The sequence below is a fragment of the Parabacteroides gordonii MS-1 = DSM 23371 genome (assembly GCF_000969825.1).
Lineage (GTDB): Bacteria > Bacteroidota > Bacteroidia > Bacteroidales > Tannerellaceae > Parabacteroides > Parabacteroides gordonii.
In genome coordinates this window covers 425566-451046 of the sequence record NZ_KQ033920.1, presented here as the reverse complement: position 1 = coordinate 451046, position 25481 = coordinate 425566, and the positions used below count along the sequence as shown (strand labels likewise).

21 protein-coding genes and 1 pseudogene are annotated in these 25481 nt (G+C 44.7%); 5 read left to right on the top strand and 17 right to left on the bottom strand.

The genetic code is table 11. From position 1 onward, the window contains the following. Positions 1 to 5: 5 nt before the first annotated feature. The 6 genes from HMPREF1536_RS18790 to HMPREF1536_RS18765 form a co-directional block, all read right to left on the bottom strand. Complete coding sequence (locus HMPREF1536_RS18790) at positions 6 to 1262, bottom strand: amidohydrolase (RefSeq protein WP_028728311.1); 1257 nt, start codon at positions 1260 to 1262, stop codon at positions 6 to 8. After that, entirely contained in the window at positions 1259 to 2569 is a 1311-nt protein-coding gene (locus HMPREF1536_RS18785; protein ID WP_028728312.1) for a DEAD/DEAH box helicase, read from the bottom strand. Before HMPREF1536_RS18785 ends, HMPREF1536_RS18790 begins: the two co-directional genes overlap by 4 nt. Continuing rightward, on the bottom strand, positions 2566 to 3921 hold the full coding sequence (locus HMPREF1536_RS18780) for a dipeptidase (protein ID WP_028728313.1): 1356 nt from the start codon (positions 3919 to 3921) through the stop codon (positions 2566 to 2568). Before HMPREF1536_RS18780 ends, HMPREF1536_RS18785 begins: the two co-directional genes overlap by 4 nt. A gap of 142 nt (positions 3922 to 4063) precedes the next feature. Beyond that, a complete protein-coding gene (locus HMPREF1536_RS18775; RefSeq protein WP_028728314.1) occupies positions 4064 to 5227 on the bottom strand; it encodes a carboxymuconolactone decarboxylase family protein in 1164 nt (387 codons plus the stop codon). A 108-nt stretch (positions 5228 to 5335) separates the two neighbouring features. Further along, complete coding sequence (locus HMPREF1536_RS18770; protein ID WP_028728315.1) at positions 5336 to 5854, bottom strand: methylated-DNA--[protein]-cysteine S-methyltransferase; 519 nt, start codon at positions 5852 to 5854, stop codon at positions 5336 to 5338. A 61-nt stretch (positions 5855 to 5915) separates the two neighbouring features. Next, entirely contained in the window at positions 5916 to 6794 is an 879-nt protein-coding gene (locus tag HMPREF1536_RS18765) for an arginase family protein (RefSeq protein WP_028728316.1), read from the bottom strand. A 233-nt stretch (positions 6795 to 7027) separates the two neighbouring features. Here HMPREF1536_RS18765 and HMPREF1536_RS18760 point away from each other — a divergent pair, with 233 nt between their 5' ends. Then, positions 7028 to 7462 carry a DUF6078 family protein gene (locus HMPREF1536_RS18760; protein WP_028728317.1) on the top strand — a complete coding sequence of 145 codons (435 nt, stop codon included), beginning with the start codon at positions 7028 to 7030 and terminating at the stop codon, positions 7460 to 7462. A 188-nt stretch (positions 7463 to 7650) separates the two neighbouring features. Here the strand turns inward: HMPREF1536_RS18760 and HMPREF1536_RS18755 are convergent, their stop codons facing one another. The 5 genes from HMPREF1536_RS18755 to HMPREF1536_RS18735 all read right to left on the bottom strand — a co-directional run bounded on the left by HMPREF1536_RS18755 (position 7651) and on the right by HMPREF1536_RS18735 (position 15569). Beyond that, positions 7651 to 8493, bottom strand: coding sequence for an aldo/keto reductase (locus HMPREF1536_RS18755; protein ID WP_028728318.1), 843 nt, complete (start codon positions 8491 to 8493; stop codon positions 7651 to 7653). A gap of 40 nt (positions 8494 to 8533) precedes the next feature. Then, positions 8534 to 9619, bottom strand: a complete 1086-nt coding sequence (locus tag HMPREF1536_RS18750) for an MBL fold metallo-hydrolase (protein ID WP_028728319.1) — start codon at positions 9617 to 9619, stop codon at positions 8534 to 8536. Between the two features lie 264 nt (positions 9620 to 9883). Continuing rightward, positions 9884 to 11245: a TolC family protein gene (locus tag HMPREF1536_RS18745; protein ID WP_028728320.1), complete on the bottom strand. Its 1362-nt coding sequence runs from the start codon at positions 11243 to 11245 to the stop codon at positions 9884 to 9886. 19 nt (positions 11246 to 11264) lie between these two features. Continuing rightward, positions 11265 to 14447, bottom strand: a complete 3183-nt coding sequence (locus HMPREF1536_RS18740) for an efflux RND transporter permease subunit (protein ID WP_028728321.1) — start codon at positions 14445 to 14447, stop codon at positions 11265 to 11267. An 18-nt stretch (positions 14448 to 14465) separates the two neighbouring features. Next, positions 14466 to 15569 (bottom strand): efflux RND transporter periplasmic adaptor subunit, encoded by a 1104-nt coding sequence (locus HMPREF1536_RS18735; RefSeq protein ID WP_028728322.1) that lies wholly within the window; start codon positions 15567 to 15569, stop codon positions 14466 to 14468. A 210-nt stretch (positions 15570 to 15779) separates the two neighbouring features. Here HMPREF1536_RS18735 and HMPREF1536_RS18730 point away from each other — a divergent pair, with 210 nt between their 5' ends. After that, on the top strand, positions 15780 to 16691 hold the full coding sequence (locus HMPREF1536_RS18730; RefSeq protein ID WP_028728323.1) for a helix-turn-helix domain-containing protein: 912 nt from the start codon (positions 15780 to 15782) through the stop codon (positions 16689 to 16691). Here HMPREF1536_RS18730 and HMPREF1536_RS18725 read toward each other — a convergent pair. The 3 genes from HMPREF1536_RS18725 to HMPREF1536_RS18715 all read right to left on the bottom strand — a co-directional run bounded on the left by HMPREF1536_RS18725 (position 16664) and on the right by HMPREF1536_RS18715 (position 18895). Beyond that, positions 16664 to 17422, bottom strand: a complete 759-nt coding sequence (locus HMPREF1536_RS18725) for a helix-turn-helix transcriptional regulator (RefSeq protein WP_028728324.1) — start codon at positions 17420 to 17422, stop codon at positions 16664 to 16666. The genes HMPREF1536_RS18730 and HMPREF1536_RS18725 overlap by 28 nt on opposite strands. A gap of 4 nt (positions 17423 to 17426) precedes the next feature. Further along, a complete protein-coding gene (locus tag HMPREF1536_RS18720) occupies positions 17427 to 18323 on the bottom strand; it encodes a helix-turn-helix domain-containing protein (protein WP_028728325.1) in 897 nt (298 codons plus the stop codon). 65 nt (positions 18324 to 18388) lie between these two features. Beyond that, complete coding sequence (locus HMPREF1536_RS18715; RefSeq protein ID WP_028728326.1) at positions 18389 to 18895, bottom strand: cupin domain-containing protein; 507 nt, start codon at positions 18893 to 18895, stop codon at positions 18389 to 18391. A gap of 259 nt (positions 18896 to 19154) precedes the next feature. Here HMPREF1536_RS18715 and HMPREF1536_RS18710 point away from each other — a divergent pair, with 259 nt between their 5' ends. The 3 genes from HMPREF1536_RS18710 (at position 19155) to HMPREF1536_RS18700 (ending at position 23501) form a co-directional block, all read left to right on the top strand. Then, on the top strand, positions 19155 to 19709 hold the full coding sequence (locus tag HMPREF1536_RS18710) for an RNA polymerase sigma-70 factor (protein WP_028728327.1): 555 nt from the start codon (positions 19155 to 19157) through the stop codon (positions 19707 to 19709). Positions 19710 to 19783: 74 nt separating this feature from the next. Then, complete coding sequence (locus HMPREF1536_RS18705; RefSeq protein WP_028728328.1) at positions 19784 to 20749, top strand: FecR family protein; 966 nt, start codon at positions 19784 to 19786, stop codon at positions 20747 to 20749. Between the two features lie 127 nt (positions 20750 to 20876). Further along, the gene (locus tag HMPREF1536_RS18700) at positions 20877 to 23501 is read left to right on the top strand and encodes a carboxypeptidase-like regulatory domain-containing protein (protein ID WP_028728329.1); all 2625 of its coding nucleotides are present in this window, start codon (positions 20877 to 20879) and stop codon (positions 23499 to 23501) included. Positions 23502 to 23531: 30 nt separating this feature from the next. Here HMPREF1536_RS18700 and HMPREF1536_RS18695 read toward each other — a convergent pair whose 3' ends face one another. The 3 genes and pseudogenes from HMPREF1536_RS18695 to HMPREF1536_RS27185 form a co-directional block, all read right to left on the bottom strand. Then, the gene (locus HMPREF1536_RS18695) at positions 23532 to 24449 is read right to left on the bottom strand and encodes a cation diffusion facilitator family transporter (protein WP_028728330.1); all 918 of its coding nucleotides are present in this window, start codon (positions 24447 to 24449) and stop codon (positions 23532 to 23534) included. 59 nt (positions 24450 to 24508) lie between these two features. Then, a pseudogene (locus HMPREF1536_RS18690) lies at positions 24509 to 25152 on the bottom strand (GNAT family N-acetyltransferase). A 90-nt stretch (positions 25153 to 25242) separates the two neighbouring features. Beyond that, a complete protein-coding gene (locus HMPREF1536_RS27185; protein WP_081693350.1) occupies positions 25243 to 25428 on the bottom strand; it encodes a helix-turn-helix domain-containing protein in 186 nt (61 codons plus the stop codon). Between the last annotated feature and the right edge of the window lie 53 nt (positions 25429 to 25481).

Here is a 25481-nt window from a genome sequence, read left to right as displayed (position 1 = left end):
TGTATTTATCTTTTCATTAAATTATAAGCTACTTGCGCCGCACGTTCCATAATTTCATCTTCACCCGGTACTTTCTTGTTTTGCATCAGGATTTTTCCATCACAAATAACCGTGTCGATGCAATTGCCGTTTGCTGCGTAAACAAGGTTAGAGGTGAAATTGAAGTTCGGTGTAAACGCCGGTATATTCAGATCGACCAGGGAAAGGTCTGCCAGATAACCTTCTGCTATCCGTCCGGCCTTTAAACCGATGAAAGAGGCTCCGGCTTCCGTGGCTGAATGAAATATTTCATCGGCAGTAACGGCTTCAGGATCTTTCCGCCAGACTTTCCCTAATAAAGATGCCAGCTTCATTGCTTCCACCATATCCAGATTATTGGATGACGAGCAACCGTCAGTACCCAGACCGACCGTAATGCCGGCTTCCCGCATTTCCTTGAATTTGAAGTGCATACCGGAAGCCAGTTTCATATTGGAAGCCGGATTATGTGCAACCTTCACCTCGTGATCCGCCAACATACGGATTTCATCCGCATCCACATAGATACCGTGGGAAATCACTAATCGGGGAGACAGTACACCCAACTTATATAAATACCGGACAGGAGTTGCCCCGAACTGCTTTACGGAATTCTCCACTTCCCCTTCTGTTTCAGCCAGATGTAGTTGGATTGGTACGTTATGCTCTCTTGCAAAAGCATCCGCCCATTGCAGCAACTCACCGGAAACCGTATAGATAGCGTGCGGACCTACGGAAAAATGGATCCGCTTGTCGTATCTGTCCATTTCATTATATAATTTCTGAATGGTTTGTTTGCTTTTCTCCGCCAACTCCGGTTGGAAATGGTCGAAACAGGCGCTGGATATGACTGCACGGATTCCCATTTCAGCAACAGCTTCTGCCGTGGCATGAAACTTATGGTACATATCGAAGAATGTAGTCGTTCCGCTTTTTATCATTTCCAGGCAAGCCAGCTTAGCTCCCCAATAGACATCCTCTTTCGTCAGCTTCGCCTCGTTAGGCCATATCTTTTCCTCCAGCCAAGGCATTAAAGGCATATCGTCGCCGAATCCCCGGAACAAAGTCATTGCCGCATGAGTATGCGTATTCACAAATCCCGGAATGACCGCCTTACGACGGCCGTCGATTACTTGATCGGCGGCAACAGACAAGCCGGAGCCTATCTGTTTGATGTATTTGTTTTCTATATAAATGTCGGTAGCAACGCCATTCAGCTCTACCTCTTTAATCAATAGCTTCATACAAACTTAGCTTTCATATTCTTTATTTTCTCATCGCAGATACGTGCCAGCAAACCATCTTTCTTATCACGTTTTACTGCGGCATACGCACAACTTTCCTTGACCTCAATAACGCCCAGATCGTCTTTACCCAGTTCGCCTTTCTGGAACAGGAAACCGACTACGTCCTTCTTACTCAACTTATCCCGTTTACCGCGGTTAATGGTCAATGTAACCCATTCCGAACGGAGCGGCTTTTTAGCTTTTTCGGGCAAGAAGAATTCATCCGGCTCGCGGGTGATGTATTCGGGAACTGTTTCTATCTCATTCAGGATCATAAAGGCGTTCCCTTCCGCGTTCATACGGGCCGTACGTCCGTTCCTGTGGATAAAGGCTTCTTCGTTGATGGGAAGATGGTAGTGAATCACATTCTTTACTTCCGGAATATCCAGCCCACGGGAAGCCAGGTCGGTAGAGATAAAAACGGATGCACTGCCATTACGGAAAAGCGACAAAGCCCGTTCACGTTCCGGCTGTTCCATGCCTCCGTGGAAATATTCATTATCCACATCCATTTCAGTCAGGTAATTGCTGACGCGCTCCACTGATTCGCGCTGGTTACAGAACACCAGGGCAGACTCGCCTTTTAACTCTCCGAGCAGTTTGTATAATGTCTCCAGTTTATCCTTGATCGGTGATTTCACGATACGCAGGGTCAATCCTTTCGCCTCTTTCACTCCGGTCAGGAATGACAAGCGGACAGGCGATGTAATGCCGGTAAAAGGCGGTATTTCCACCGCTTCGGTGGCAGAAGTCAATACTCTGCGGCGCACTCCGGGAAGATGCGAAAGGATCTCTTTCATCTCATCCTGGAAGCCCAGTTCCAACGACTTGTCGAATTCGTCAAGGATCAGCGTACGAACGGTATCCAGATTTATATTCCCCCGTTCCAGATGGTCGAGGATTCGTCCGGGCGTACCGATCAATACCGTTGGCGGATGCTCCAGGCTTTTCTTTTCCGTCCGGATAGGATGACCGCCGTAGCAACAGTTCACCTTATATCCGGCTCCGAGCGAACGGAATACCGTCTCTATCTGCAAAGCTAATTCACGCGACGGGGCGATGATAAGTGCTTGTATCTTCTTGTCCTCATCCGTCAACGTAGTAAGTAAGGGCAGCAGGAAAGCCAGGGTTTTACCCGATCCTGTAGGACTGAGTAAAACCATATCTTTCGTTGTGCCGGCATCAAGCACGGCCTGCTGCATTTCATTCAGTACCTCGATGCCTGTATTCGACAGGGCACGGGCTATGATTTCATTTCGTGTCATTTATATTCTTTATAAAATTCGGCAACCGATTCAATCCCTTTATAGAAGAAGTCGAGCGTGCAACTCTCATTAGGAGAATGAATAGCGTTCTGTTCCAGTCCGAAGCCCATCAAGACGGTTTTTATACCTAACACCTGCTCGAAGGTGGAGATAATAGGAATACTTCCTCCGCGACGTACTGCCAGTGGTTTCTTACCAAAAGCAACCGCGCAGGCCTTTTCAGCCGCCTGATAAGCCGGAAGGTCGATCGGACAAACATAACCCTGTCCACCGTGTTTCGGCGTGACTTTTACCTTAACAGATGCAGGAGCCACCTGGTTCATGTAATCTTCAAACATCTTTGAGATTTTGGAATGATCCTGATGCGGAACCAGACGGCAGGACACTTTCGCATAGGCTTTGGACGGAAGTACCGTCTTACTGCCCTCTTCCGTATAACCGCCCCAGATACCACAGATATCGAACGACGGACGGCAACTGTTCCTTTCCAGCGTCGAATAACCCTTTTCCCCAAACAAGGCATCCACACCGATAGCCGCCTTATATTTTGCTTCATCAAACGGGATTTGTGCAATCATTTCCCGTTCAGCCGGAGAAACTTCTTCTACATCATCATAGAAACCGGGGATCGTGATACGTCCGTCGGCATCGATAATATCGGCCATCAGTTTACATAATACATTAATAGGATTAGCTACTGCCCCACCGAAATGGCCGGAATGCAGATCGCGGTTCGGCCCGGTCACTTCGATTTCCCAGTAAGCCAGACCACGCAGGCCGGTTGTCAACGAGGGAGTTTCGGCACTTACCATACTGGTATCGGAAACCAGAATTACATCGGCCTTCAATAAATCTTTATGTTCACGGCAGAAGGTTTCAAGGCTGGGAGAACCGATTTCCTCTTCTCCTTCGAAGATAAACTTCACATTACACTTCAGCAGATCGAGCTTTAACGCTGCTTCGAAGCCTTTTACCTGCATCATGGATTGGCCTTTGTCGTCGTCCGCTCCACGCGCCCAGATACGGCCATCGCGTATTTCGGGTTCAAACGGCTGGCTTTTCCACAAGTCCAGCGGTTCGGCCGGCATTACATCATAATGGGCGTAAACAAGCACGGTCTTAGCATCGGGCGAAATCATTTTTTCGCCATATACAACCGGATTGCCTTCTGTCGGCATCACTACGGCTTTATCCGCGCCAGACGATAGCAATAGCTCCGTCCAGCGCTGAGCACAAGCCTGCATATCAGGTTTATGCTCTTGTTTGGCACTGATGGAAGGAATACGGATTAAACTGAACAACTCTTCCAGGAATCGTTCTTTATTGGATTCGATATACGATTTTACTGACATAAAACAGAAGATTTAATTTTAAATTTAACGTTTTTATTTAAGGTTACAAGTTTACGAATAAATTACTTAAATCCCCATTTTATTGTCATATAAAATATAGTAAGATGTTAATGTAACGTCAGTTTTATCTATCGCTAAAAGCTTATTTTATCTTTAATCCGGGAATTAAGGGAGTGGTATCCACCAGTTCTAAATCCTTTACCATAGACAAAGTTCCCTGCTTGTATTTCTGGAAATGGGGTGTTTGGATATGCTTTTTATAAGCCTCCCGGTCTGCATAAATCTCCAGGATCGTTATTTTATTGGGATTTTCTTTATCAGCAGTAGCATATAAAGTAAGTACTCCCGGTTCCAGACGCATAGAAGCTTCGATCTCCTCTTTCAGATAAGCATTATAGGCATCCAATTGTGCCGGATCCACTGTTATTTTAGATAGGCGAACCAGGTTATTAGCCGGATCGGTAGTTGCAGAAGCCTCCTTTATTATCTTCAGAGCCTTTATTGCCGGGGGAAAACCGATATACGGAAGACATTGTATAACTGCTGCCACAACCGTTTCTTTACTGTTGCCGGCATTCAGATTTCCCTGAAAATGAGATCGAAGCTGACTGTCGGCTTCCAATGTGGTCAGTACACAATATCCCAATAACTCACGTGTCTTAAGGTCAAGCCCGTCACGAGTATAAATGTCACCAAAGCAATATTCCGTCAGGAAACGTTCTACATCGTCACCCATTTCACCCGGGATATCTTCCATTACCTGGCTGATACCGCCGGGATAAAGCCGATCTTGCACAGCCGCGCCTTTTTCATGACGGCTTTCTTCCGTAACTGTGCCTTGTTTTTCCAAAGGCAAGGAAATGCCTCGTTCCTTAAAGACTTCGTTAATGACAGTCAACGCGTTCAAGGTTTTGGGAAAACCGATAAACGGAGCGCATGAATAAATAGCTTCACGAAGTTCAACAGGAGTAACTCCCACATTCAATGCCGCACCTGCATGCGCCTTTAATTGCGGCAAGGTCTGCATAGTTGCTAATGTTACACAGGTAATCATTTCACGGGTCTTTATATCCAGTTCTCCCGTGCGAAATACTTCTCCGAAAATAAACTTCTGAAGAATATCCATCATCTCCGGGTCAGTTCCCTGCCCGGTCAAAGCTTCGCCACCGAATAAGGTAGTGTAATTCTTTTTACATAATTCGATCCTATCCATATCTTTTTCTGTTTTAAGAGACGGGGCATTCTGAGCAGTAGCAGGTATTAAGCCTGATACGATGAATGCCAATGTTAACAATTTACGTTTCATATCCTTATGTTTTGCTGATATTGCAAAAGTAAAGAAAATGAACTGTTTGGCTTGTAGATGGATTACGGATAAATATACCTAAATTACAGAAAGAAAGATTGAAAAAGATCAGAACAGCTTGTCGGAGGATTCCAAATCAAGCAATTGCTGTTTGGCAGAAAGACCGCCGGCATATCCAACCAGCTTTTGGTTACTTCCGATAACACGATGGCAGGGAACAAGTATCGAAATAGAATTTGCACCATTAGCCGCAGCTACGGCACGAATTGCTTTCCGGTTACCTAAGTCCTGCGACAGAGCAGCATAAGAGACAGTCTTTCCGTAAGGGATGTTCAATAATGCATTCCAGACTGCTTTCTGGAAATCAGTACCGGCAAAAAGCAATGGGATATCGAACTCAGTTCTTTTCCCGGCAAAATATTCATCCAGCTGGGAAACTGTTTGGGCAAGCACTTCTGATTCGCCTGCTTCATAACGGGCATGCAATAACTTTTGCAACCTTCGGTCGATCAATGTTCTGCGCTCCTCATTTATCCAGTCGCACAAACATAGTTTACCGTCTAATGAACCCAGTATTAATTCTCCGCAGGGAGACTGGTAGTTTTGTATATAAATAATATTTTCCATACTTATAACTTTAATATCACAAAGATATAAAGTTATAAGTATGAAATAACCTGATTCTTGCTTATTTTAATAAGGGCAACCTGTTTAGCATATTCTTGATACGGATAGCAGTACGGGGCATCGCTTCTGCAACCGTCAAACCAACCACTTCTTTTTCGGCTGCAATATCATTTATGACACGAATAACCTGTTCCATTTTCATACCGTCGGGATCTGTGCCGACAGCAGCAATGATCTCAGCAGGATCCAGTACATCCATATCAAAATGAATAACGACTTTCGATGCTCCGCAGGATCTCAGCCATTCCCGGATTGCATCGCTGTTGTCTGCCACTTCTTCTCCCGTAATATTCGGGATACCGTATTGTTGCTGGCGAACTTTGATCTCGTCACGTTCCCAATTCCGTATCCCGACTAACAAAACTTTAGAGGGATCTATTTTAGCAGGCAACACCGAAATAAGCTGTTTTTCTCCATAGCCCATACAAGCAGTAGCCGCCATAGCATGATAGCCCGGATAAACATCGCCGGGTAATGTCAGGTCAGGATGAGCATCGATCCATATCATCGCTACGTCACCTTTATATTTGTCTGCAAGATAAGTAAACGGAACGACACTCACAGAGCATTCACCGCCAAGTGTTATGATCCTGTCGGGGTTGGCAGCACGTAACATTTCCAATGCAGCTTTCGACTGGCTTAAAATAGCGTCACGATCGATCACTCCGTCTGTTACTTCCCGATCAGTCATATCGGTAGATATGGGCACGGTCAATGTCTCCTGTCCTCTATCCGGAGCGAGAAAGTTTAATAATTGTGCCCCTAAATAGTATCCTCTTGAAGCCTCCGCCGGATCATTTTTAAGTTCCGGTAGCAGGTCGACTACGCTTGCGCCCTGCCATTGCGGATAAATCAATCGAACTGTTTTTTCTTTTTCCATATTCTTATCTTTTTCTGTTACAAAGTTATAGATTCCATTAATACCGTACAAGTATTCAAAAATACCTGATCCCCAAAGAGTTTCAGTACAGGCATATCCCCGAAGAGTCTCTCCGGTCGGCTATCGAGCCATTCTACAATCCGTATTAAGCGATTATTTATCGGCAAACTTCTTGCCATTGGTTGATTTATAATGTATCTTTCGCAGAATTAATAACCTTGAATTATACAATCATGGATAAACCGTTCGATTACTCGGAAGTTCCTTTCAATTTTGGTTTGTGTGCAGCCGAAAGCTGTCCGAATGCCGCTACTTGCCTGCGCCAGATAGCTTTTAAATACGTCCCGGAAGAAGTTATTTTCCCTTCGATACTGAACCCCAGGATTATAGCGAAAACAAAAGGGAAGTGTAAATATTACCGTCCCGATACAAAAATACGTCTTGCCAAAGGATTTATGCGTACAGTAAATGCATTGACCCTTTGCGAAGCCGACTCTTTCCGTAGCCGGATGATCGCCTTGTTAGGCCGGAAAAATTACTACCTGAAGCGAAAAGGCGGAGCGCCCTTATCTCCCACCGAGCAACAACGCATAGTAGCTATCGCCAAACACTCGGGAGTGGTTCTGGACGAATACTTTGACGAATACATCGAATCCTACAACTGGTAAATCTGAGACTTGCGAAAGGGCTCCAGTTTCTTACTAAGGAAACTGGAGTTTCTTCCTTAGGAAACGCGAGTTCCCTCCCGAGGAAACCGGAGTTTCCTGCATGGGGAACTGGAGTTTCCTAAGCACGAAACTACGAGGAAACTGTAATCAGCTGGCAACCATTCAATAAGAAGATTTTTGCCTTCCCGTTATTTCCCCAGATCAATCAACCATTTTACCATCTCCGGATCATAGTGAGAGAAGAACAGGCTCTTTGCCTGGTCGAGTCCATATATAGCCTGCATATCTTCTTCCGTCAGGGCAAAATCGAACACTTCCATGTTCTGGATCATCCGTTCTTTGTGGGTTGATTTGGGGATGACGATAATACCTCGCTGGATAAGGAAACGCAAAGCGGTTTGTGCCACTGACTTTCCGTACTTCTCCCCTATCGCTTTCAGCATTTCGTTGGTGAAAAAATCGTTCTTACCTTCGACAAACGGGCCCCACGACATAACACGGGTACCGTAACGTTCCATGATCTTCTGCGGCTCCACCTGCTGGTTAAATACGTGTGTTTCCACTTGATTGACAGCCGGCTTTATCTCGCAGAACTCTGCCAGGTCGATAAAACGGTCGGGATAGAAATTGCTTACTCCGATAGCACGTGCCTTGCCTGCTTTACAGGCTTCTTCCATAGCGCGGTAAGTACCGTAATAATCGTTGAAAGGCTGGTGTATCAGGAGCAGGTCGACATAATCGCTTTGCAGTTTGCGCAGAGATTCGTCAATGGATGCTTTCGCCTTCTCATAACCTCCGTTAGAGATCCATACCTTGGTGGTGATAAATAATTCATCACGGGAGATACCGCTTTTATGGATGGCATTTCCGACTCCTTCTTCATTATAATAGGCTTGGGCGGTGTCGATAGAACGGTAGCCGACGCTTAAGGCATCGAGTACGCAACGCTCACACTCTTCGGGTGTTACCTGATATACGCCATAACCTAAAATCGGCATTTCTACGCCGTTGTTCAATTTTACTGTTTCCATAATTTATCTATTGTTTTACGAGATTATCTAATTATGAGACTTATAGCTCCACGACCTGCCCGATCTCAGGGACGATCAGGTCTAAGGAGTTCCGCACTGCGGCTTCGGCTTCGTTCTTCAGCGGTTCATCCCAGGGATGACGGGCAAGTGCGTATTTGGAATGGTGTACGGTGACCAGCCTTTTTGTTTTCAGATCGCGGGCTGCTTCTCCCAGAGAGGCCGGCATCAGATGGATATGTTGCCAGTCTTCATTATACTGTCCGTTTTCCAGGATAGCCAGATCGATGTCCGGATGTTGGCGGCCTATTTCTTCGTAATGTGTGTCGTAACCGCTATCTCCTCCCATATAGACTTTACGCGAAGGGGTATCGATCAGGAAAGAAGCCCAAAGCGTTTGGTTGGGTGTCAGTCCACGTCCTGAGAAATGACGGGCAGGCAGGCAATGGACGGTAAAACCTTTATCCAACAAGGCATCTTCCTGCCAATCCAGTTCCACTATATTGTCCTTGTCATATCCCCAACGCTCGAAATGCTCGCCTACACCTAACGGGCAGACTACTTTCCGCACCCGGTCTTTCAATTGTACTACCGTTTGATAATCCAGATGATCCCAGTGGTCATGGCTGATCACCAGATAATCGATCTCCGGCATATCTTCCGGCTTATAAATATCCGTTCCCTTAAACGGCTTATTGACAAAAGATACGGGAGAAGCCATACAAAACACCGGATCGACCAGCACACGCTTTCCCGACAACTGAAGCAGATAAGAAGAATGCCCGAACCAGACCATCCAGTCCGAATCTTTTGGCAAAGCTTTCAAATCCGTTTTGATTGCCCGCACAGGTTTGTCGGGATAAAGTCTTTCCGGCTTTGAGAACAGGAACTTCCACATGGCTTTCAATAGTCCGCCCTCTCCTGTTACCGTCTCCGTAGGACGCTGGTTTTGAAATGAACCGTCTCTGTACTGAGGTGAACGTTTGATCCTTTCCAACCGTTCGCCCTGGGGCAAACGCCCGAAGCTCGGCTGGTTGATAAATGCAATCCCAACCACGCCCAACACAACTATTATACCTATGACTATACCTGTTATCATACGCCACTTAGTCTTTTTAATTAACCTCATAACCGAGTTCTTTGTTTTTTGATGATACAAATATAGTCTAATGTCAAAGAATAAAAAGTAGATAGATTACAGATAGAATTACCATTATTACGGATGGGGCGGATAATGCGATATTAGGAAACAGTAAGTCTATATAGAAAATATTGAGATGGTATTAACAAGCTCCTTACGATTATAGTACACTACATAAACGCAAAACGGGCTGTCCTAAAATCACTTTCCGGACAGCCCTTCCTTTATTGCAAGAAAAATAAAAACAGTTGGTTATTCTCGTCCACCGCCTAAGGCTCTGTAGAGATTGATAAGGCTTTGTATCTCCGTGAAACGGTTGGCGGTGTGGGTTAGTTGTGCGCTTAGTAAACCCTGCCGGGCGGTCAGCACTTCCAGGTAAGTAGTAGTGCCGTGCTCCATCAACAGAGAAGTACTTTTCAAGGCTGTTTCCAGCGAAACGATCTGCTTATCCAGCAGGAGACTCTTTTCGCGGCTGGTCTGGCAAGCTGTCAGGGCATCGTTTACCTCACTTCCGGCGTTCAACAATGACTGCTGGAAAGCAAGGGCCGCTTCTTCCTGTTGCAGCTTGGTAATACGGTATTGAGCCATGATCTCTCCACGGGCAAACAAAGGCTGCGTGAGCGAACCTACGGCCGAAGCCAGGAACTTGCCGGGGTTGACGATCATCGATCCTGCATTATTTGTCCATCCTGCGCTACCACTCAATGTGATTGAAGGGTAGAAAGCAGCACGTGCCTGGTTGGTTCCGTAGAAAGCAGCTTCCAGCGACCGTTCAGCCGAACGGACATCAGGACGGTTTGCCAGCATCTGCATGGGTACGCCTGTAGAGATGCTTTCGGGGAACTGTTGCCCTTGCAGCTCACCCCGTTCGTAACTATGCGGAGTTTCTGCCAGTAAGAGGGCAAGGCTGTTCTCTACCTGATTGATCTGCTCTTTCAGGTCGAGCACAGAAGTTTGCACCTGGTAATAGGTTGCCTCCATCTGCGATACGGCTGATTCGTTGGACAAGCCGGCTTTCATCAGGGCACGGGTAGAAGCGACGGTTTCCCGCCATGCTTCTTCCGTTTGCTGCGTGATGTAAAGCTGCTCGTCCAACATCAGCAAAGTATAGTAGGTGTTGGCTATACCGGCTATCAGCTGGGTGCGGACGGCCTGCTGATAGTCGCGGCTTTGGGCAAATAGTGCTTTAGCTTGTTCTTTCGCATTTCGCATGCGTCCGAAGATATCGAGTTCCCAGCTGGCGGTGATAGGCAACGAGTACGTCTGCGTTGCCTTATGACCGTCGAAGCTGCTCACTGATCCCTGCGGAGTAAAGGCGAAAGAAGGGAGAAATGCCAGTCGGGCCGACATCAAAGTCGCTTCGGCCTGCTCCACCCGGAGCTGGGCCGACTGGTAGTCTGTGTTGCTCTGCAACCCTTGTTCGATAAGCTGTTGCAGATAGGGGTCGGTAAAGAGTACGCGCCAGTCCATATTACCGAAGCTGGTGGTATCTTCCGGTACCACCTCCTCGCCATAGAGATGGTCGGGGACGGTGGTTGCGGGTTTATATTTGCTGTATATGCCGCAACTGCTTAGTAAGACAGATACAGTCGTTAACAGAATTATCTTTTTCATATTCCTTCGTATTTATTGATTATTCAACGTCACCGCGTTCGGCTGCACTTCTCTCCTGTTCCAGCATAACCTGCACGTCGGCTTCTTCTTCCATCGGTTTGCGTATCTTTTCCTGCAGATATTCAAAGATGATATAGAACACAGGAACCACGAAGAGCAATGCCAGTGTTCCGACGGCCATACCGCCGACAACGCCTGTACCCAACGAACTGTTACCGTTGGCACCTGCACCGCTGGAGAACATCAACGGGAGCATACCGAAGATCATCGTCAATACCGTCATCAGGATAGGACGCAGACGAACCTGTGCGGCCGAGTAAGCCGACTCGACGATACCCATTCCCTTGCGGCGGCGTTCGATGGCGTACTCCGTAATCAGGATAGCTGTCTTTGCCAGCAAACCAATCAACATGATCACCCCTGTCTGCAAGTAGATGTTGTTCTCCAATCCGAATATCTTGGCGAACAGGAAGCTACCCATCAGCCCGAACGGTACGGAGAAGATCACGGCAAACGGAACCAGGAAGCTCTCGTAGAGACAAGCCAGGATCAGATAGATAAGGAATATACAAATAGCATAAATAAAGACAGTCTGTGCACCGCTGCTGCTGGCTTCTTCACGTGCCATACCGCCGTATTCATATCCGTATCCGGACGGCAATGTCTGTGAAGCCACTTCTTCGATCACCTTCTGCACTTCACCGGAAGAATATCCTTCAGCCGGGTTCACATTAGCCGTGATGGTGCTGTACAGGTTGAAGCGGTTGGTTGTTTCCGGGCCGAGCACCTCTGTCAGTGTCACGAACTGGCTGATCGGAGCCATTTCCGTACCGTTGCGCACGAACATATTATCCAAAGACTGTTGATCCAAACGGTATTCGGGCGAAGCCTGCATCATTACGCGATATACTTTACCGAACTGGTTGAAGTTGGAGATATAAGCCCCCCCGCAATAACTACCCAATGCATCGAGCACGGTGCTCGGCGAAATACCTGCCCGTTTACATTTTGCGGCATCGACATCCACCGATATCTGCGGGAAGTTCATCGCATAAGACGTATAGGCCATTGCTATTTCCGGACGCTGGTTAAGTGCTCCGAGGAACTGCATCGACGAGTTATAGAATGTCGCCATATCGCCGCCTGTCATATCCTGCAAGTTCAGTTCGAGGGAGTTACCCATACCGTAACCCGGAATCATAGCCGGTTGGAAACTGAATATCTGTGCTTCCTTTATACCGTAGAACTGTGCATTGAGGCGGGCAGCCACGGCGTCGGAGTTATGCTCCTTCCCTTTTCGTTCGCTCCAGTCCTTCAGGCGGATGATGATCGTACCGTAGGAAGTACCCTGTCCGGACATCAGCCCGTAGCCGGCAACGCGGGAATAATGTTCTATCTCTTCAGTATTATTCAAGATATCTTCCAGCTTGTCCATTACCTTGTTCGTTTCTTCCAACGTGCTTCCCGGCGAAGTACTTACGTTCACCATGATAACGCCCTGGTCTTCCTGCGGCACGAGTCCCGTCTTGGTGGTGCTCATCAGATAAACCAACAAAACGATCGTTGCAGCCAAGGATGTCCATACCATCCAGCGATGGTGGATAAAGAACATCACACCTTTCTTATATTTACCCAACACGGCATTGAACGATGCATTATAAGCTGCACGTACCCGTCCATTGATACTTTTCTCACTCTTTGTTCCATCCGACGGGCGCATCATAATGGCGCACAAGGCCGGACAAAGGGTCAACGCCGAGATCATCGAGATACCTACGGCCGTAGCCATCGTAATACCGAACTGCGTGTAGAACACACCTGATGTTCCGCCCATAAACGTTACAGGGATAAACACCGCCATAAATACGCAGGTACAGGAAACGATAGCCATCGTTACGTCACCCATCGCATCTTTCGTAGCGAGATAAGGTGACTTATATCCGGCATCGAACTTCGATTGCACCGCTTCGACCACCACAATGGCGTCATCCACCACCGTTCCGATGGCAAGTACCAAGGCAAACAGCGTCAGGATATTAAGACTGAACCCGGCAGCCACCAGGCAGGCAAAGGTTCCGACCAGCGACACGATAATGGAAATAGACGGAATAAGCGTACTCTTCAAGTCCTGCAGGAAGAAGTACACCACCAGGATAACCAGGACGATAGCGATCACAAGCGTCTCCACCACATTATGGATAGAAGCGAACAGGAAGTCGTTCGAGCTCATCATCGTTACAAACTCTGTTCCTTCCGGCAAATTCTGTTTCATCTGCTCCATACGGGCAGTTATTTCTTTATTAACAGCGGTTGCGTTGGAACCTGCCGTCTGGAACATCATAAAAAGTACGGCCGGTTTGCCGTCCATCTCACTACGGAAGCTGTACGTCAACGTTCCCAGCTCCACATCGGCCACATCTTTCAGGCGAAGTACGGAACCGTCGCTCTGCGAACGGACTACCGTGTTCTGGAATTCTTCCACACTCTTTAATCGTCCACGGTATTTCATGGTGAACTGGAATACATTCTCCGAGTTCTCACCCAATGAACCGGTAGGCGCTTCGATATTCTGCTCACCCAGCACAGCCGTCACGTCCGAAGGGACAAGGCCATATTGTGCCATCCGTTCCGGGCGCAGCCAGATACGCATACTATACGTATCACCTAATTCCATTACATCTCCTACTCCCTCGATACGTTTAATCTGGGGAATAACATTTATATCCAGGTAATTGGCAAGGAACGTCTGATCGTAGCGTCCGTCGGTACAAACCATTGCCCCGATCTGCAGGAAGCTGGTCTGGCGTTTCTGCGTAGTCACACCGATCCTTGTTACTTCGGCCGGCAAAAGTCCCTGTGCCTTGGATACACGGTTCTGCACGTTGACGGCAGCCATATCCGGATCTGTCCCCTGCTTAAAATATACTTGTATGACTGCCGAACCTGCATTCGTGGCAGTGGAACTGATATACATCATATTCTCCACCCCGTTAATACTTTCTTCGAGTGGCATGACAACACTGTTCATCACCGCGTCGGCATCAGCACCTGTATAATTAGCTGTTACATATACTGTTGGGGGGGCAATGTCAGGATACTGCTCCACCGGCAGCGTAAAGAGCGAAATAAGCCCTATGACCAAAATCAGCACGGAGATGCAAATAGCCATCACCGGCCGTTTTATAAATATGTTTCCTTTCATATCCTTTTTCTCTTTGTTTTATTTTACGACAGTACCTTCGCGCACCAGCCCGGCACCTTCCGATACGATTTCATCACCGGCTTTCAGTCCGTCCAGCACCACGTATTCGCGTCCGTCGTTGATACCGGCTACCGTTATCAGGGTGGAGACTGCCTTACCGTCTACTACCTTATATACAACGGTCTTGTCCTGCATCCGGACAGTGGCTCCCTGGGGAACGACAATACAATTTTTATATGTGCTCGGTATCACTACCGTGCCTGATGCTCCGCTGTGAAGCAGTCGCGATTCGTTGGGGAATACCACACGTGCCACCACCGTACCTGTCTGACGGTCGATCACTCCGCTGATAGATTCTATAATACCTTTTTTGTCATACACCGAATTATCGTTCAGCTTCAACTCCACTTCCGGCATGTTCTTTAATGCATCGTCCATGCTGCCGTGCTCACGGGTAAGAGCCAGTAACTGGTTCTCGGTCATGGAGAAATAAACATACATGTCTGAATTGTCGCTGACAGTCGTCAACGGTTGGGGCAAGCTGGGGCCGACCAATGCACCTGCACGGTAAGGTAATGCACCGACAACACCGTTGCAGGGGCTTTTCACTTCCGTATAGGAGAGGTTATTACGTGCATTCAGTTCCTGCGCTTCGGCTTGTGCCAGTTGTGCTTTGGCAGAGAGGAAAGTGTTTTCCGCCGTTTGCAGGCTGAAATCCGAAACTACTTTCTGAGCATTCAGTTCTTTGTTACTTTTGTAGGTCAGTTCAGCAGTTGCCAGTGCAGCGCGTGCAGCTTCCACGTTGGCGGTAGCCGTTTTGAGGGCTGCCTTGTAAGGCACCTGGTCTATAATAAAGAGAGGTTGTCCCTGACGTACTTTTTGCCCTTCAGTTACGTAAAGTTTCTCGATAGTACCTGATACCTGAGGATAAATGTCGATATCCTGCCGTCCGCGTATCGTCGCCGAATAAGAGGAAGATAGCTCTTTGTCCGCAGGAGCCACCTTCATAATTGCATAAGAGGGTTTTAACTGTGCATCCGGAGCTTGTTTACAGGATGCCATCCACATCGTACAACCGACAATCCCTATCAGCCGTATCCATTTTTTACTTGCTTTATTCATACTATTGCTATTAAAAACTGGGACAAATGTAGACGAAAGGAACATAGGCATAGTGCCCTATTTCTCTCCAAGGATGTTTCATTTTCCCCCTTTATCACTTTTTATCATCACTTTTATTACCACAGGTGAAATACAGAACAGCAAAGTAGTGAAATAGAACATCTTACTTGTCCTGTTATTCGCCAAATTTGCAGAAACAAAAAAGAATATATGGAAGAAGAACACATCAAAACCGTCAGGATAGAAGATTTTAAAGCCAATAAGCACATCATCGATTATATGGATGATGACTTTGCAGTAATAAATAGTCTGGAAGAGGCTCCAACCGGTAATGACACGGTGCGATTGGAGTGTTTCCTTCTTGCTATCTGCGTAGAGGGATGCATTCAACTGGATATAAACCGTAAGACTTATCAGTTGGAAGACGGCGATCTACTGCTGGGTCTTCCCAATACTATTATCAGCCATATCATGTTAAGCCCCAGGAATAAGATCAGGCTTGCCGGCTTCTCTACCCGCTTCCTGTATAACGTTCTTAAAATGGAAAAAGTAACGTGGAATACAGCTGTCTATATCTATAATCACCCGATAAAACATGTTGGTGACAATAACAGCGAGATCTTCAATTATTATAGAGATCTGATCGTTGCAAAGATAAACGATGATCCGCATCATTACCATAGAGAGGTGATGCAGCATCTGTTTTCCGCACTCTTCTGTGAAATGCTGGGGGCTCTTAACAAGGAAGCTATCAGCCTTGGAGAGGTCGAACAGTCGAAAGAAGGAATTAAGCAGGCGGATTATATTTTCAGGAAGTTCATCGAAAAGGTGTCGGCAGACAATGGTATGCATCGCTCGGTTGCTTATTTTGCCGATGCTCTTTTCTACAGTCCCAAATATCTGTCGAAAGTCGTCAAAAAAACATGTGGCAGGACACCGCTGGAGCTTATCAACGAAAATGCTATCGAACATATCAAACACCGTCTGAAACGTTCGGATAAGTCCATCAAAGAGATCGCCGAAGAATTCAACTTCCCCAACCAATCTTTCTTCGGCAAGTTTGTAAAGACCCATACAGGCATGTCGCCTGCACGTTATCGGGATACACCGACGGATACATGATTGATAGCTTCAATAGCATTGTTTGCATTGAGCTTCGTCAGGATATTCTTCCGGTGGTTGTTTACCGTATAGATACTTATATTTAATCGATCTGCTATTTCCTTGCTTAATAAACCCTGGCGGATCAGTTGCAGTATCTCTATTTCTCTTTTTGTAAGTGATTGGTTGTCATTATTGAAGATAGAAACCAGTTCTCCGCTTTTCATATCAAGGACGGAATATTTAACCGTATCCTGCGGCGTCTGGTCGGGAGCAATATCCATTACCCCCATAACGATCCAGGCTTTACCGTTTCGGTCTTGCTGGGCAACCTGATTACGGCTGACGACATTTATATATTGCCCTCTCGCATTGAGCATACGAAACTGGTAGATATTCCGGAAATCATTCCTTCTCTCTTCAGGCAGAGAGTAAATAAACCGGCTATGCCTGATCTGCAAATCAAGCATCCTGTCGCGGTCGTCCGGATGTATCCTGTCTTCCAAAAGATCGCCCTGCTTCTCTATCGTTCTTATATGCGACCGGTTATAACCAAAAATATCGGCAAAGCCATCCGAAGCAAAATCATACCTTTCCTTATAGACATCTACCGTAAACAGGCAACTATGACTTATTTCAGCCATTTCCCGCAGGGCTTCCCTCCGCTTCGCCCATAGATCATAATCAACATCCTGACCCGACAGTTGCTGCCGGGCCCATAATTCACCAAGAGTATCTCTGGAAGAGGACATACTTTCAATTTTGAAATCTATATTCATTCGGAGAAGTGCCCACACACTTTTTAAATAAGCGGGTAAAATGTTGCGGGTACTTGAAGCCCAGCTCGTAAGCGATCTCACTGATCGATTTGCTGGTATCCATAACTTTCTCTTTGGCCATATCGATCAGCATCAGCTGTATGTGCTCCTGTGCTGATTTGCCTGTTTCTTTCTTGATCAGGTCACCCAGATAGTTTGCCGAAAGATGCAACTGCTCCGCACAATACTGGACGGACGGTAACCCGATCTCCTGCGGCTTGTCCGACAGGAAATAATCATTTAATATCTTTTCGAACTTCGATAAGGTATCTTTGTTCACATTCTCACGGGTTATAAACTGGCGGTCATAGAAACGCAGGCAATAATTAAGCAACAGCTCAATATTGGAAACGATCAGCATCTTACTGTGTTTATCAATTCCCCGATGAAGTTCCAATTCAATATTCTTCAGGCAATCGATCACGATCTGCCGTTCCTGTTCCGATAAATGAAGTGCTTCATAGACTTCATAAGAGAAGAAATTGTAATTCTTTATATTGCGTCCGAGCGTAGTTCCCCGTATCAGGTCGGGATGAAACAACAACGCCCATCCTTTCGGTACCAGAACCTCTCCGTTATCTTCCACACCCACTACCTGGCCGGGGCCGGTAAAAACCATTGTTCCCTCCTGGTAGTCATAATAATTGCGGCCGTATTGCAAATCGCCGCACTTCACCTCTTTCAGAAAGACTGCATAAAAGCCGTAAATCATCCGGGCACGTCTTATACCGGGTACTTTCGAAAAGTCAATCACGCTGACCAGCGGATGCAGCGTTTCCTGCCCCATCCGGTCATTATACTGGTAGATATGATCCATTTTTTCTATTTTAGCCATCGTCTTCCTTTTTAGATGTTTCAGTACAAAGTTAATCGTTTTTTGTTATATCTATCAGACTTCGATTATTTTACAGCTTCCGCATATTCAGTATCAGTCACTTCTCCCAGCCATTCCGCACTGTTTTCGCTTACTTTCGGAGTGATACCGATATGCGTAAAACGGCTGTCGGGTGCAGCACCATGCCAGTGGACGGTATTGGCAGGAATATTTACCACATCACCGGGTTGCAGACGTTGGGCAGGCTTGCCTTTTTCCTGGTAATAACCGATACCTTCGGTGCAAAGCAGGATCTGTCCTATTGCGTGGGAGTGCCAGTTATTACGGGTTCCGGGGGCAAATGTCACATTATAAATGTTACAATCATATTCCGGTTGCGTGGAAAGCATTTTCAGCCAGGCATCACCGATAAAGTTTGCTGTAATAGGATTACCCAGTCCCAATACGGGTTCTTTTGTTTTATCTTCCATTGTATCTACTGTTTGATTATTATTACTTTTGTTTTCACTATTACAGATATTCACGGCAAAGAATGCCATACAGATCAGGATAATTACCGAATTCTTTCTCATATATTCTTTATTTATTAGATAGTACAAAAATAGAGGAATAACAGCAATGAGATTGTAGATGAATTACAGATATTTATACCTATATTACGGATTGAGCCTTTATTAGCTCAATCAGCGGGAAGTATATGGTACGCGCTCGATAGCTGTCGACAGGTTTTAGAATTGTATATAAATAGCTATTTACATTAAGATTTCAAAAAGTTGTTTTCTATCCGGCGAATAATTACTTCTTTTGTTTCCTGTATAGAGAGGTTGATTAATGAGCGGTAACAGAATTGACATAAAAACACTTGAGGCTTTACGGGAGGGAAACCATAAAGCCTTTGAGACCGTTTTTATAAACTATTACAATAAAACGAAAGCACTTATATACGGATATATCAAATCCGAATCCGATGCTGAAGAATTGGCTGAAGATATATTCGTTAACCTTTGGATCAACCATAAATCAATTAATACTTTAAAATCCTTCGATGCGTGGCTGCATACGATCGCCCGCAATGCAGCTATCAACTTTCTCAACCACAAATATATCCACTTGGCTTACACAAACGACTTTCAAAGCGAAGAAAGTAATTATTCTTCAGAAGAAGACCTGATTGCAAAGGAACTCGGCCTACTGATCGACGATATTGTCGGAAAAATGCCCGAACAGCGCAAACAGATTTATATCCTTAGCCGGAATGAAGGACTAAGCAATACGGAAATAGCAGAACGACTGAACACCACAAAAAGAAATGTCGAAAGCCAGCTAAGCCTTGCCCTGAAAGAGATACGAAAGGCTATTTCTACTTTCATATTCTCCTTATTTTGATTTTTCTCAAAAATCTTTCTTTTTCTCACTGAGCTTTTCCTCTGTCGACTGTATATATATAAAAGTATAGTACAATGGAGAAAAATAACATCGCAATAATTATCAAACGATTTCTATCAGGCCACTTCCCTGAGAAAACAGAAGAAAGAGTACAGAGGTGGATTATTGCAGATGAAAACACAAAAGAAAAAGAAGCAGCCTCGTTAGAATATTGGAACGAACTGAATACTGAAATCAATTCGGATACCTATTCAGCTTTAAAGCGGGTAAATCAGAGGATCGGATATACAAAGAGTCAAACAGCATATATTCCGTACCACCAAAAACTTTTACGGATCGCAGCCGTACTTATCCCCTTGTTCATAATGGCCGGTGGATATCTATATTATACCCGGGATAAACTGATAGAAATTTCCGTAGCCTACGGAGAAACCAGGCACTTATTCTTACCAGACAGCTCCGAAATATGGATAAACTCCGGATCGAGTATAAAATATCCAAAGGTATTTACCGATGACCAAAGACAGATATATCTCAAAGGAGAAGCCTATTTCTCTGTTAAAAAGAATCCGGCAAAACCTTTTATCGTAAAAACCGAACCACTTTCCGTCAAAGTTCTCGGAACCAAATTCAACGTTAAAGCCTATCCCGGCGATGAAAACGTAACGACAACCCTTACCAGCGGAAAGGTAGAAGTCTCTACACCATTGCAGGAAAGTCAAATACTCAGGCCGAATGAGCAACTGACATATAACATCAATACCTCAGCCATGAATATCGAACAGGTATTGCCAGTAGAAACCGACGCCTGGTTAGTGGGACAAATCCTATTCATCAATTCATCATTCAATGAAATAAAACAAACATTGGAAAGACATTTCAATGTCACAATCGATGATAAGACAGCTATTTCGGCATCCAGATCCTACACTGTCAAATTTTTGAAAGGGGAAACTCTTACCGAGATACTCGATGTATTGAAAGATGTGGTCGGCTTCACCTATCGGCAACAAGGAGAAAAGATAGTATTAAGTAAATAAGAAACAACAAATGCCTATGAATAAAAAGAACCGGGAAGCAGCTTGAGACCCTCTCCCCGATTCTGAAATATCGAACCTCATTACAATGTGAAGTAAAATGAAGTATCAACAATACAAATATAACATAATGGATCGAATTAAATCAATAAAACTACTCTACAGGTTTGTCATTTTATTATTTTTCGTTTTTCTCTCTTTCGGGATTACCGCCCAGAACAAAGAGAAGAAAATTTCAATACAAAACAAAAGCATATCCATAAAAGATGCTTTCTCTGAAATTGAACAACAAACGGATTACAGCATAGCTTACGAACAACCGGCATTGGATCTGAGTAAAAAGATATCTCTTTCCCTGAAAGAAGTTGATATCGATAAAGTATTGACACATATATTGAAAAATGAACAATACACTTATAAGAAAAACGGCTATCATATCATCATCTACCCTTCCACTCACAAAGAAGCCCCGAACATCCCCCAAAACGAAAAACCCGTGCAAACGATACGGGGAACTGTTACCGACTCCAAAAGTAATACACCAGTCGAATTTGCGACAGTAAGTATTTTAGCACATCCTTCTTTAGGAGCTATCACGGATAGTCTGGGAGAATTCCAGATAAAAAATGTACCTGTCGGACGGTATAATATACAGACCTCTTATATGGGATATAATACCAATATCGTCAATGAAGTGCTCGTTACCTCATCTAAAGAAATACAGTTGGATATCTCGTTAAAAGAAAACGTTCACCAATTGAATGAGATCGTAGTCCATCCCGAAGTCAAAAAGGCGGAACCCGTCAATCCGATGGCGATCACCGGAGGGCGTATGATCAGCATGGAAGAAGCCAGTCGGTTTGCCAATGGGTTCGATGATCCGGCACGCCTGAGTTCCGCCTTTGCCGGTGTGGCAGGAGATGTCGGGACAAATGCAATTGCTATCCGGGGTAATGCACCACAATACACACAGTGGCGGCTCGAAGGTGTTGAGATACCTAATCCTACCCATTTTGCAGATATCGCAGGATTGGGTGGTGGTATCCTGTCGGCATTAAGCACACAAGTCATCGGTAACTCCGATTTTTATAACGGCGCATTCCCGGCCGAATACAGCAATGCCTTATCAGGAGTCTTTGATATGCACATGCGCAACGGAAACAATCAGAAATATGAACATGCTTTCCAGGTTGGATTGATGGGGATCGATTTAGCATCAGAAGGCCCGATCAGTAAGAAGCAAGGGAGTTCTTATCTCTTCAATTACCGACTATCTACAACCAGTCTGGCCAGTGGTGGCCAAAGTAATCTGAAATATCAGGATCTATCATTCAAACTTAACTTTCCGACTAAAAAGGCCGGAACTTTCTCTATCTGGGGATTAGGATTGATTGACAGGAACAAAGCAGATGCGGAGGAGCGCGCGAAGTGGGAAACACAGGCAGACCGGCAATCTGCCGAAAATAAGATAGAAAAATTAGTCGGTGGAATAACCCACAAATATTTTATCGATGAGAATACTTATCTACGTTCTTCTTTGTCTGCCACTTATTCAAAAGACAGAATATCGGCCGATCAGGAAACTTTGGATGATCAATCAATACATGTCGGAGATATACAAAACAGGAAATGGGATATCCTGTTCAATTCATATATAAATAAGAAGTTCAGTTCGAAACACACCAACAGGTCAGGCATTGCAATTACTGGATTGAACTATGATCTCGATTATAAAGTCAGCCCTAACTTCGGACTGGATAGGCCGATGGAACAGATATCCAAAGGAAATGGAAAAAGTATGGTTCTGTCCGCTTTCAGTTCCTCGGTAATCGATATCAGCCATCATGTGACAGCTAGCATAGGCATCACTACCCAATATTTTGCACTCAATGAAAACTGGTCGGTTGAACCGAGACTTGCTTTGAAATGGGAACCTATAGACAATCACTCTTTTTCTGTTGCTTACGGTTTACATAGCCGTAGAGAAAAATTAGATTACTATTTTATTGAACAGGATCTCAACGGTAAAAAGATAACTAATAAATACCTGGATTTTTCAAAAGCACATCATTTTGGCTTCAGTTATGACTGGAACATTAAATCCAATCTACATGTAAAAATCGAACCTTACTATCAATATTTATATAACATCCCCGTCGAAGCAAATTCCTCTTTCTCGCTGATCAACCATGAGGACTTCTATCTGGATAGAATATTGACGAATAAAGGGGCAGGTAAAAACTATGGTATCGATATTACATTGGAACAATATATGACAAACGGATTTTACTATATGCTGACAGGTTCCCTCTTCAAATCAAAATACAAAGGAGGAGACAATACCTGGCGGAATACAAGAATGGATAGAAGCTTCCTACTAAATGCCTTGGCCGGAAAAGAATGGATGGTTGGCAAACGGAAACAAAATATGTTCAGTGTGAACGCCCGTTTGTTCTTTCATGGCGGCGATCGTTATACTCCGGTCGATGAAGAGAAAACAAATGAAGAACATGATATCATATTCGATGAGTCCAAAGCCTTCAGTAAGAAATTCAGTCCTGTTCTGAATGGAGACATTTCAATTAATTACAGAATAAATAAACGTAAACTTTCCCATGAGTTCTCATTGAAGTTGCTCAATGTCGGCATACGAACAGGAATGCATTTCTATCAATATAATGAGAAAACAAATAAGATAAAGAAGGAAGACGGTACGGGTTTGATCCCTAATATAAGTTATAAATTATATTTCTGAGTCCTTATAGATATGAATTCAAAAAATTCGTTATTCCACCATATCTTTATCTATTCCGAATTTCTCGTCTGTCTGACATTTTCCGGCAGGTTCCACATGGACTAGTATATCATATACATTGTCTATCGAATTCTCGATACTTTTCTCTACGGCATCGGCAATCTCGTGGGCTTGCATGAGTGTCATCTGGGGGTCGACTTCTATGTCGAGGGTGATATTATACAGGTTCCCTATCATCCTCGATCTGACCCGGTGGGGATTGCCTGCACCGGGCACTTTTTCCACGGCTTCGAATATCTTATTATAGATGTTGACGTCTTTCACACCATCCATCAGTTCGACATTGGAGTCCATGAAGATACCGATAGATGATTTTATAATGAACAGGCTTATTATCAATCCAGTAACCGAGTCGAGTATCGGCAGTTTAAAGATAAACGTGAATATCAATCCCAGCAGAACACCGGATGAGATAACCACGTCGTTACGCATATTGACCGCGTTTGCCGTCAGCATCGAGCTATTGATTTTCTTTCCTTGCCGATACTGATACAATGCCAGCAAAAGCTTGCCGATAATAGAAAATACCGTCACATAGATAGCTACGGGAGCGGGAATTTCTTTTACCTCGTCCGAAAAGATACTTTCAATGGAGGATAACAGCATCTGCACGCCGGCATAAAATATAACGAGCGAGAGTATCTTGGTCGCAATGCTTTCCGCTTTCTCATATCCGAACACGTATTTCTTGGAAGGCGGGCGGCTCATGATACGTGCCGTGAAGATCATAACAATGGATATGATCACATCGGTAGCCGAATCGATACCGTCACCCAATACGGCTAAACTTCCGGCCAACAAACCGATAATTATTTTCGATACGGAAAGTATGGCATTACCAATTGTACTGATCCACGAGGTTCTTATTAATATTTTCTCTCGTGACAGGTCGGAATTATTAGCTTTCATAAGTTACAGGAATAAGTTTTTATTATTATTTTAAACAGTCAAGCCTCTCTTCGCATAACCACAATCTCATCGAAACGTTTTTGCGATGGAGTGCCGGTAATCTTTTCTTTCAAAGGAAATTTTTTGTCAAATTCTATGGCGCAGCTTCATCTATTTCATATATCGAGTCCTCAAAGTAACGGCCTTTTGCATCGGCTAAAGCTCCTTCGTATAACTCACAAACATGAAGCGCGGTGGCATACATATTATCACCAGTCCGAATCCCTAACGTTTCAGCCGGCACAAAACCTTGTCGCAAATAGTAATCCGGATCACCACATAACAGAATAGCACGGAAACCCATTTCACGGGCCAGCTGTCTGGTATATTCGATCATTCGTCCGCCGATTCCTTTGCTTTGGTATTCCGGAAGAACGGCTATCGGCCCCAGACTCAACACTTCATATTCGTTTCCATTGTCTGCCCGAATGATTGATTTTGCATAGACTATATTTCCAACTATTTTGTCATCAACTACAGCTACAACATTCAGTTCCGGCACAAATGCAGGACTATCGCGCATGATATGGAGCAGATAGTGTTCATCACATCCGGGAGAGAAATGGTTCCAGAATGCTTCACGTACTACATTTTCTGTTTCTCTATAATCCGAAAGCTGCTCTAATCTAAGATGAATATTCATATAAATGCTATATTATTTTATAAACTATCAGGTATGCTAAAACAAAGTTATGGAAATTCGTTATCCCACAACTATATTTAGAAGAAATATTTATGATCTATAGTCTGATGGTTGCCCTTTAAAATGTTTCTGAAAGAATTTATTAAATGCACTCTGCGATTCAAAACCCAATAGAAAAGCGACTTCCGAGAAGGAAATATCTTCAGCAAGATACTTACAGGCTAATTCAGACCTGACTTTATCCAGTATATTCTGATACGAAGTATTTTCCGTAATAGGTCTACTCTACACATCAAACTATCTTTGCCATATAATAACATATGGTTTAA

Coding starts and splice junctions, on each gene's coding strand:
- HMPREF1536_RS18770 (WP_028728315.1), bottom strand. CDS start 5,854: ATGGAAAATATTATTTATATACAAAACTACCAGTCTCCCTGCGGAGAA.
- HMPREF1536_RS18780 (WP_028728313.1), bottom strand. CDS start 3,921: ATGTCAGTAAAATCGTATATCGAATCCAATAAAGAACGATTCCTGGAA.
- HMPREF1536_RS18740 (WP_028728321.1), bottom strand. CDS start 14,447: ATGAAAGGAAACATATTTATAAAACGGCCGGTGATGGCTATTTGCATC.
- HMPREF1536_RS18755 (WP_028728318.1), bottom strand. CDS start 8,493: ATGGAAACAGTAAAATTGAACAACGGCGTAGAAATGCCGATTTTAGGT.
- HMPREF1536_RS18765 (WP_028728316.1), bottom strand. CDS start 6,794: ATGGAAAAAGAAAAAACAGTTCGATTGATTTATCCGCAATGGCAGGGC.
- HMPREF1536_RS18720 (WP_028728325.1), bottom strand. CDS start 18,323: ATGGCTAAAATAGAAAAAATGGATCATATCTACCAGTATAATGACCGG.
- HMPREF1536_RS18790 (WP_028728311.1), bottom strand. CDS start 1,262: ATGAAGCTATTGATTAAAGAGGTAGAGCTGAATGGCGTTGCTACCGAC.
- HMPREF1536_RS18700 (WP_028728329.1), top strand. CDS start 20,877: ATGGATCGAATTAAATCAATAAAACTACTCTACAGGTTTGTCATTTTA.
- HMPREF1536_RS18725 (WP_028728324.1), bottom strand. CDS start 17,422: ATGTCCTCTTCCAGAGATACTCTTGGTGAATTATGGGCCCGGCAGCAA.
- HMPREF1536_RS18760 (WP_028728317.1), top strand. CDS start 7,028: ATGGATAAACCGTTCGATTACTCGGAAGTTCCTTTCAATTTTGGTTTG.
- HMPREF1536_RS18775 (WP_028728314.1), bottom strand. CDS start 5,227: ATGAAACGTAAATTGTTAACATTGGCATTCATCGTATCAGGCTTAATA.
- HMPREF1536_RS18745 (WP_028728320.1), bottom strand. CDS start 11,245: ATGAAAAAGATAATTCTGTTAACGACTGTATCTGTCTTACTAAGCAGT.
- HMPREF1536_RS18730 (WP_028728323.1), top strand. CDS start 15,780: ATGGAAGAAGAACACATCAAAACCGTCAGGATAGAAGATTTTAAAGCC.
- HMPREF1536_RS18735 (WP_028728322.1), bottom strand. CDS start 15,569: ATGAATAAAGCAAGTAAAAAATGGATACGGCTGATAGGGATTGTCGGT.
- HMPREF1536_RS18710 (WP_028728327.1), top strand. CDS start 19,155: ATGAGCGGTAACAGAATTGACATAAAAACACTTGAGGCTTTACGGGAG.
- HMPREF1536_RS18715 (WP_028728326.1), bottom strand. CDS start 18,895: ATGAGAAAGAATTCGGTAATTATCCTGATCTGTATGGCATTCTTTGCC.
- HMPREF1536_RS18785 (WP_028728312.1), bottom strand. CDS start 2,569: ATGACACGAAATGAAATCATAGCCCGTGCCCTGTCGAATACAGGCATC.
- HMPREF1536_RS18750 (WP_028728319.1), bottom strand. CDS start 9,619: ATGAGGTTAATTAAAAAGACTAAGTGGCGTATGATAACAGGTATAGTC.
- HMPREF1536_RS18705 (WP_028728328.1), top strand. CDS start 19,784: ATGGAGAAAAATAACATCGCAATAATTATCAAACGATTTCTATCAGGC.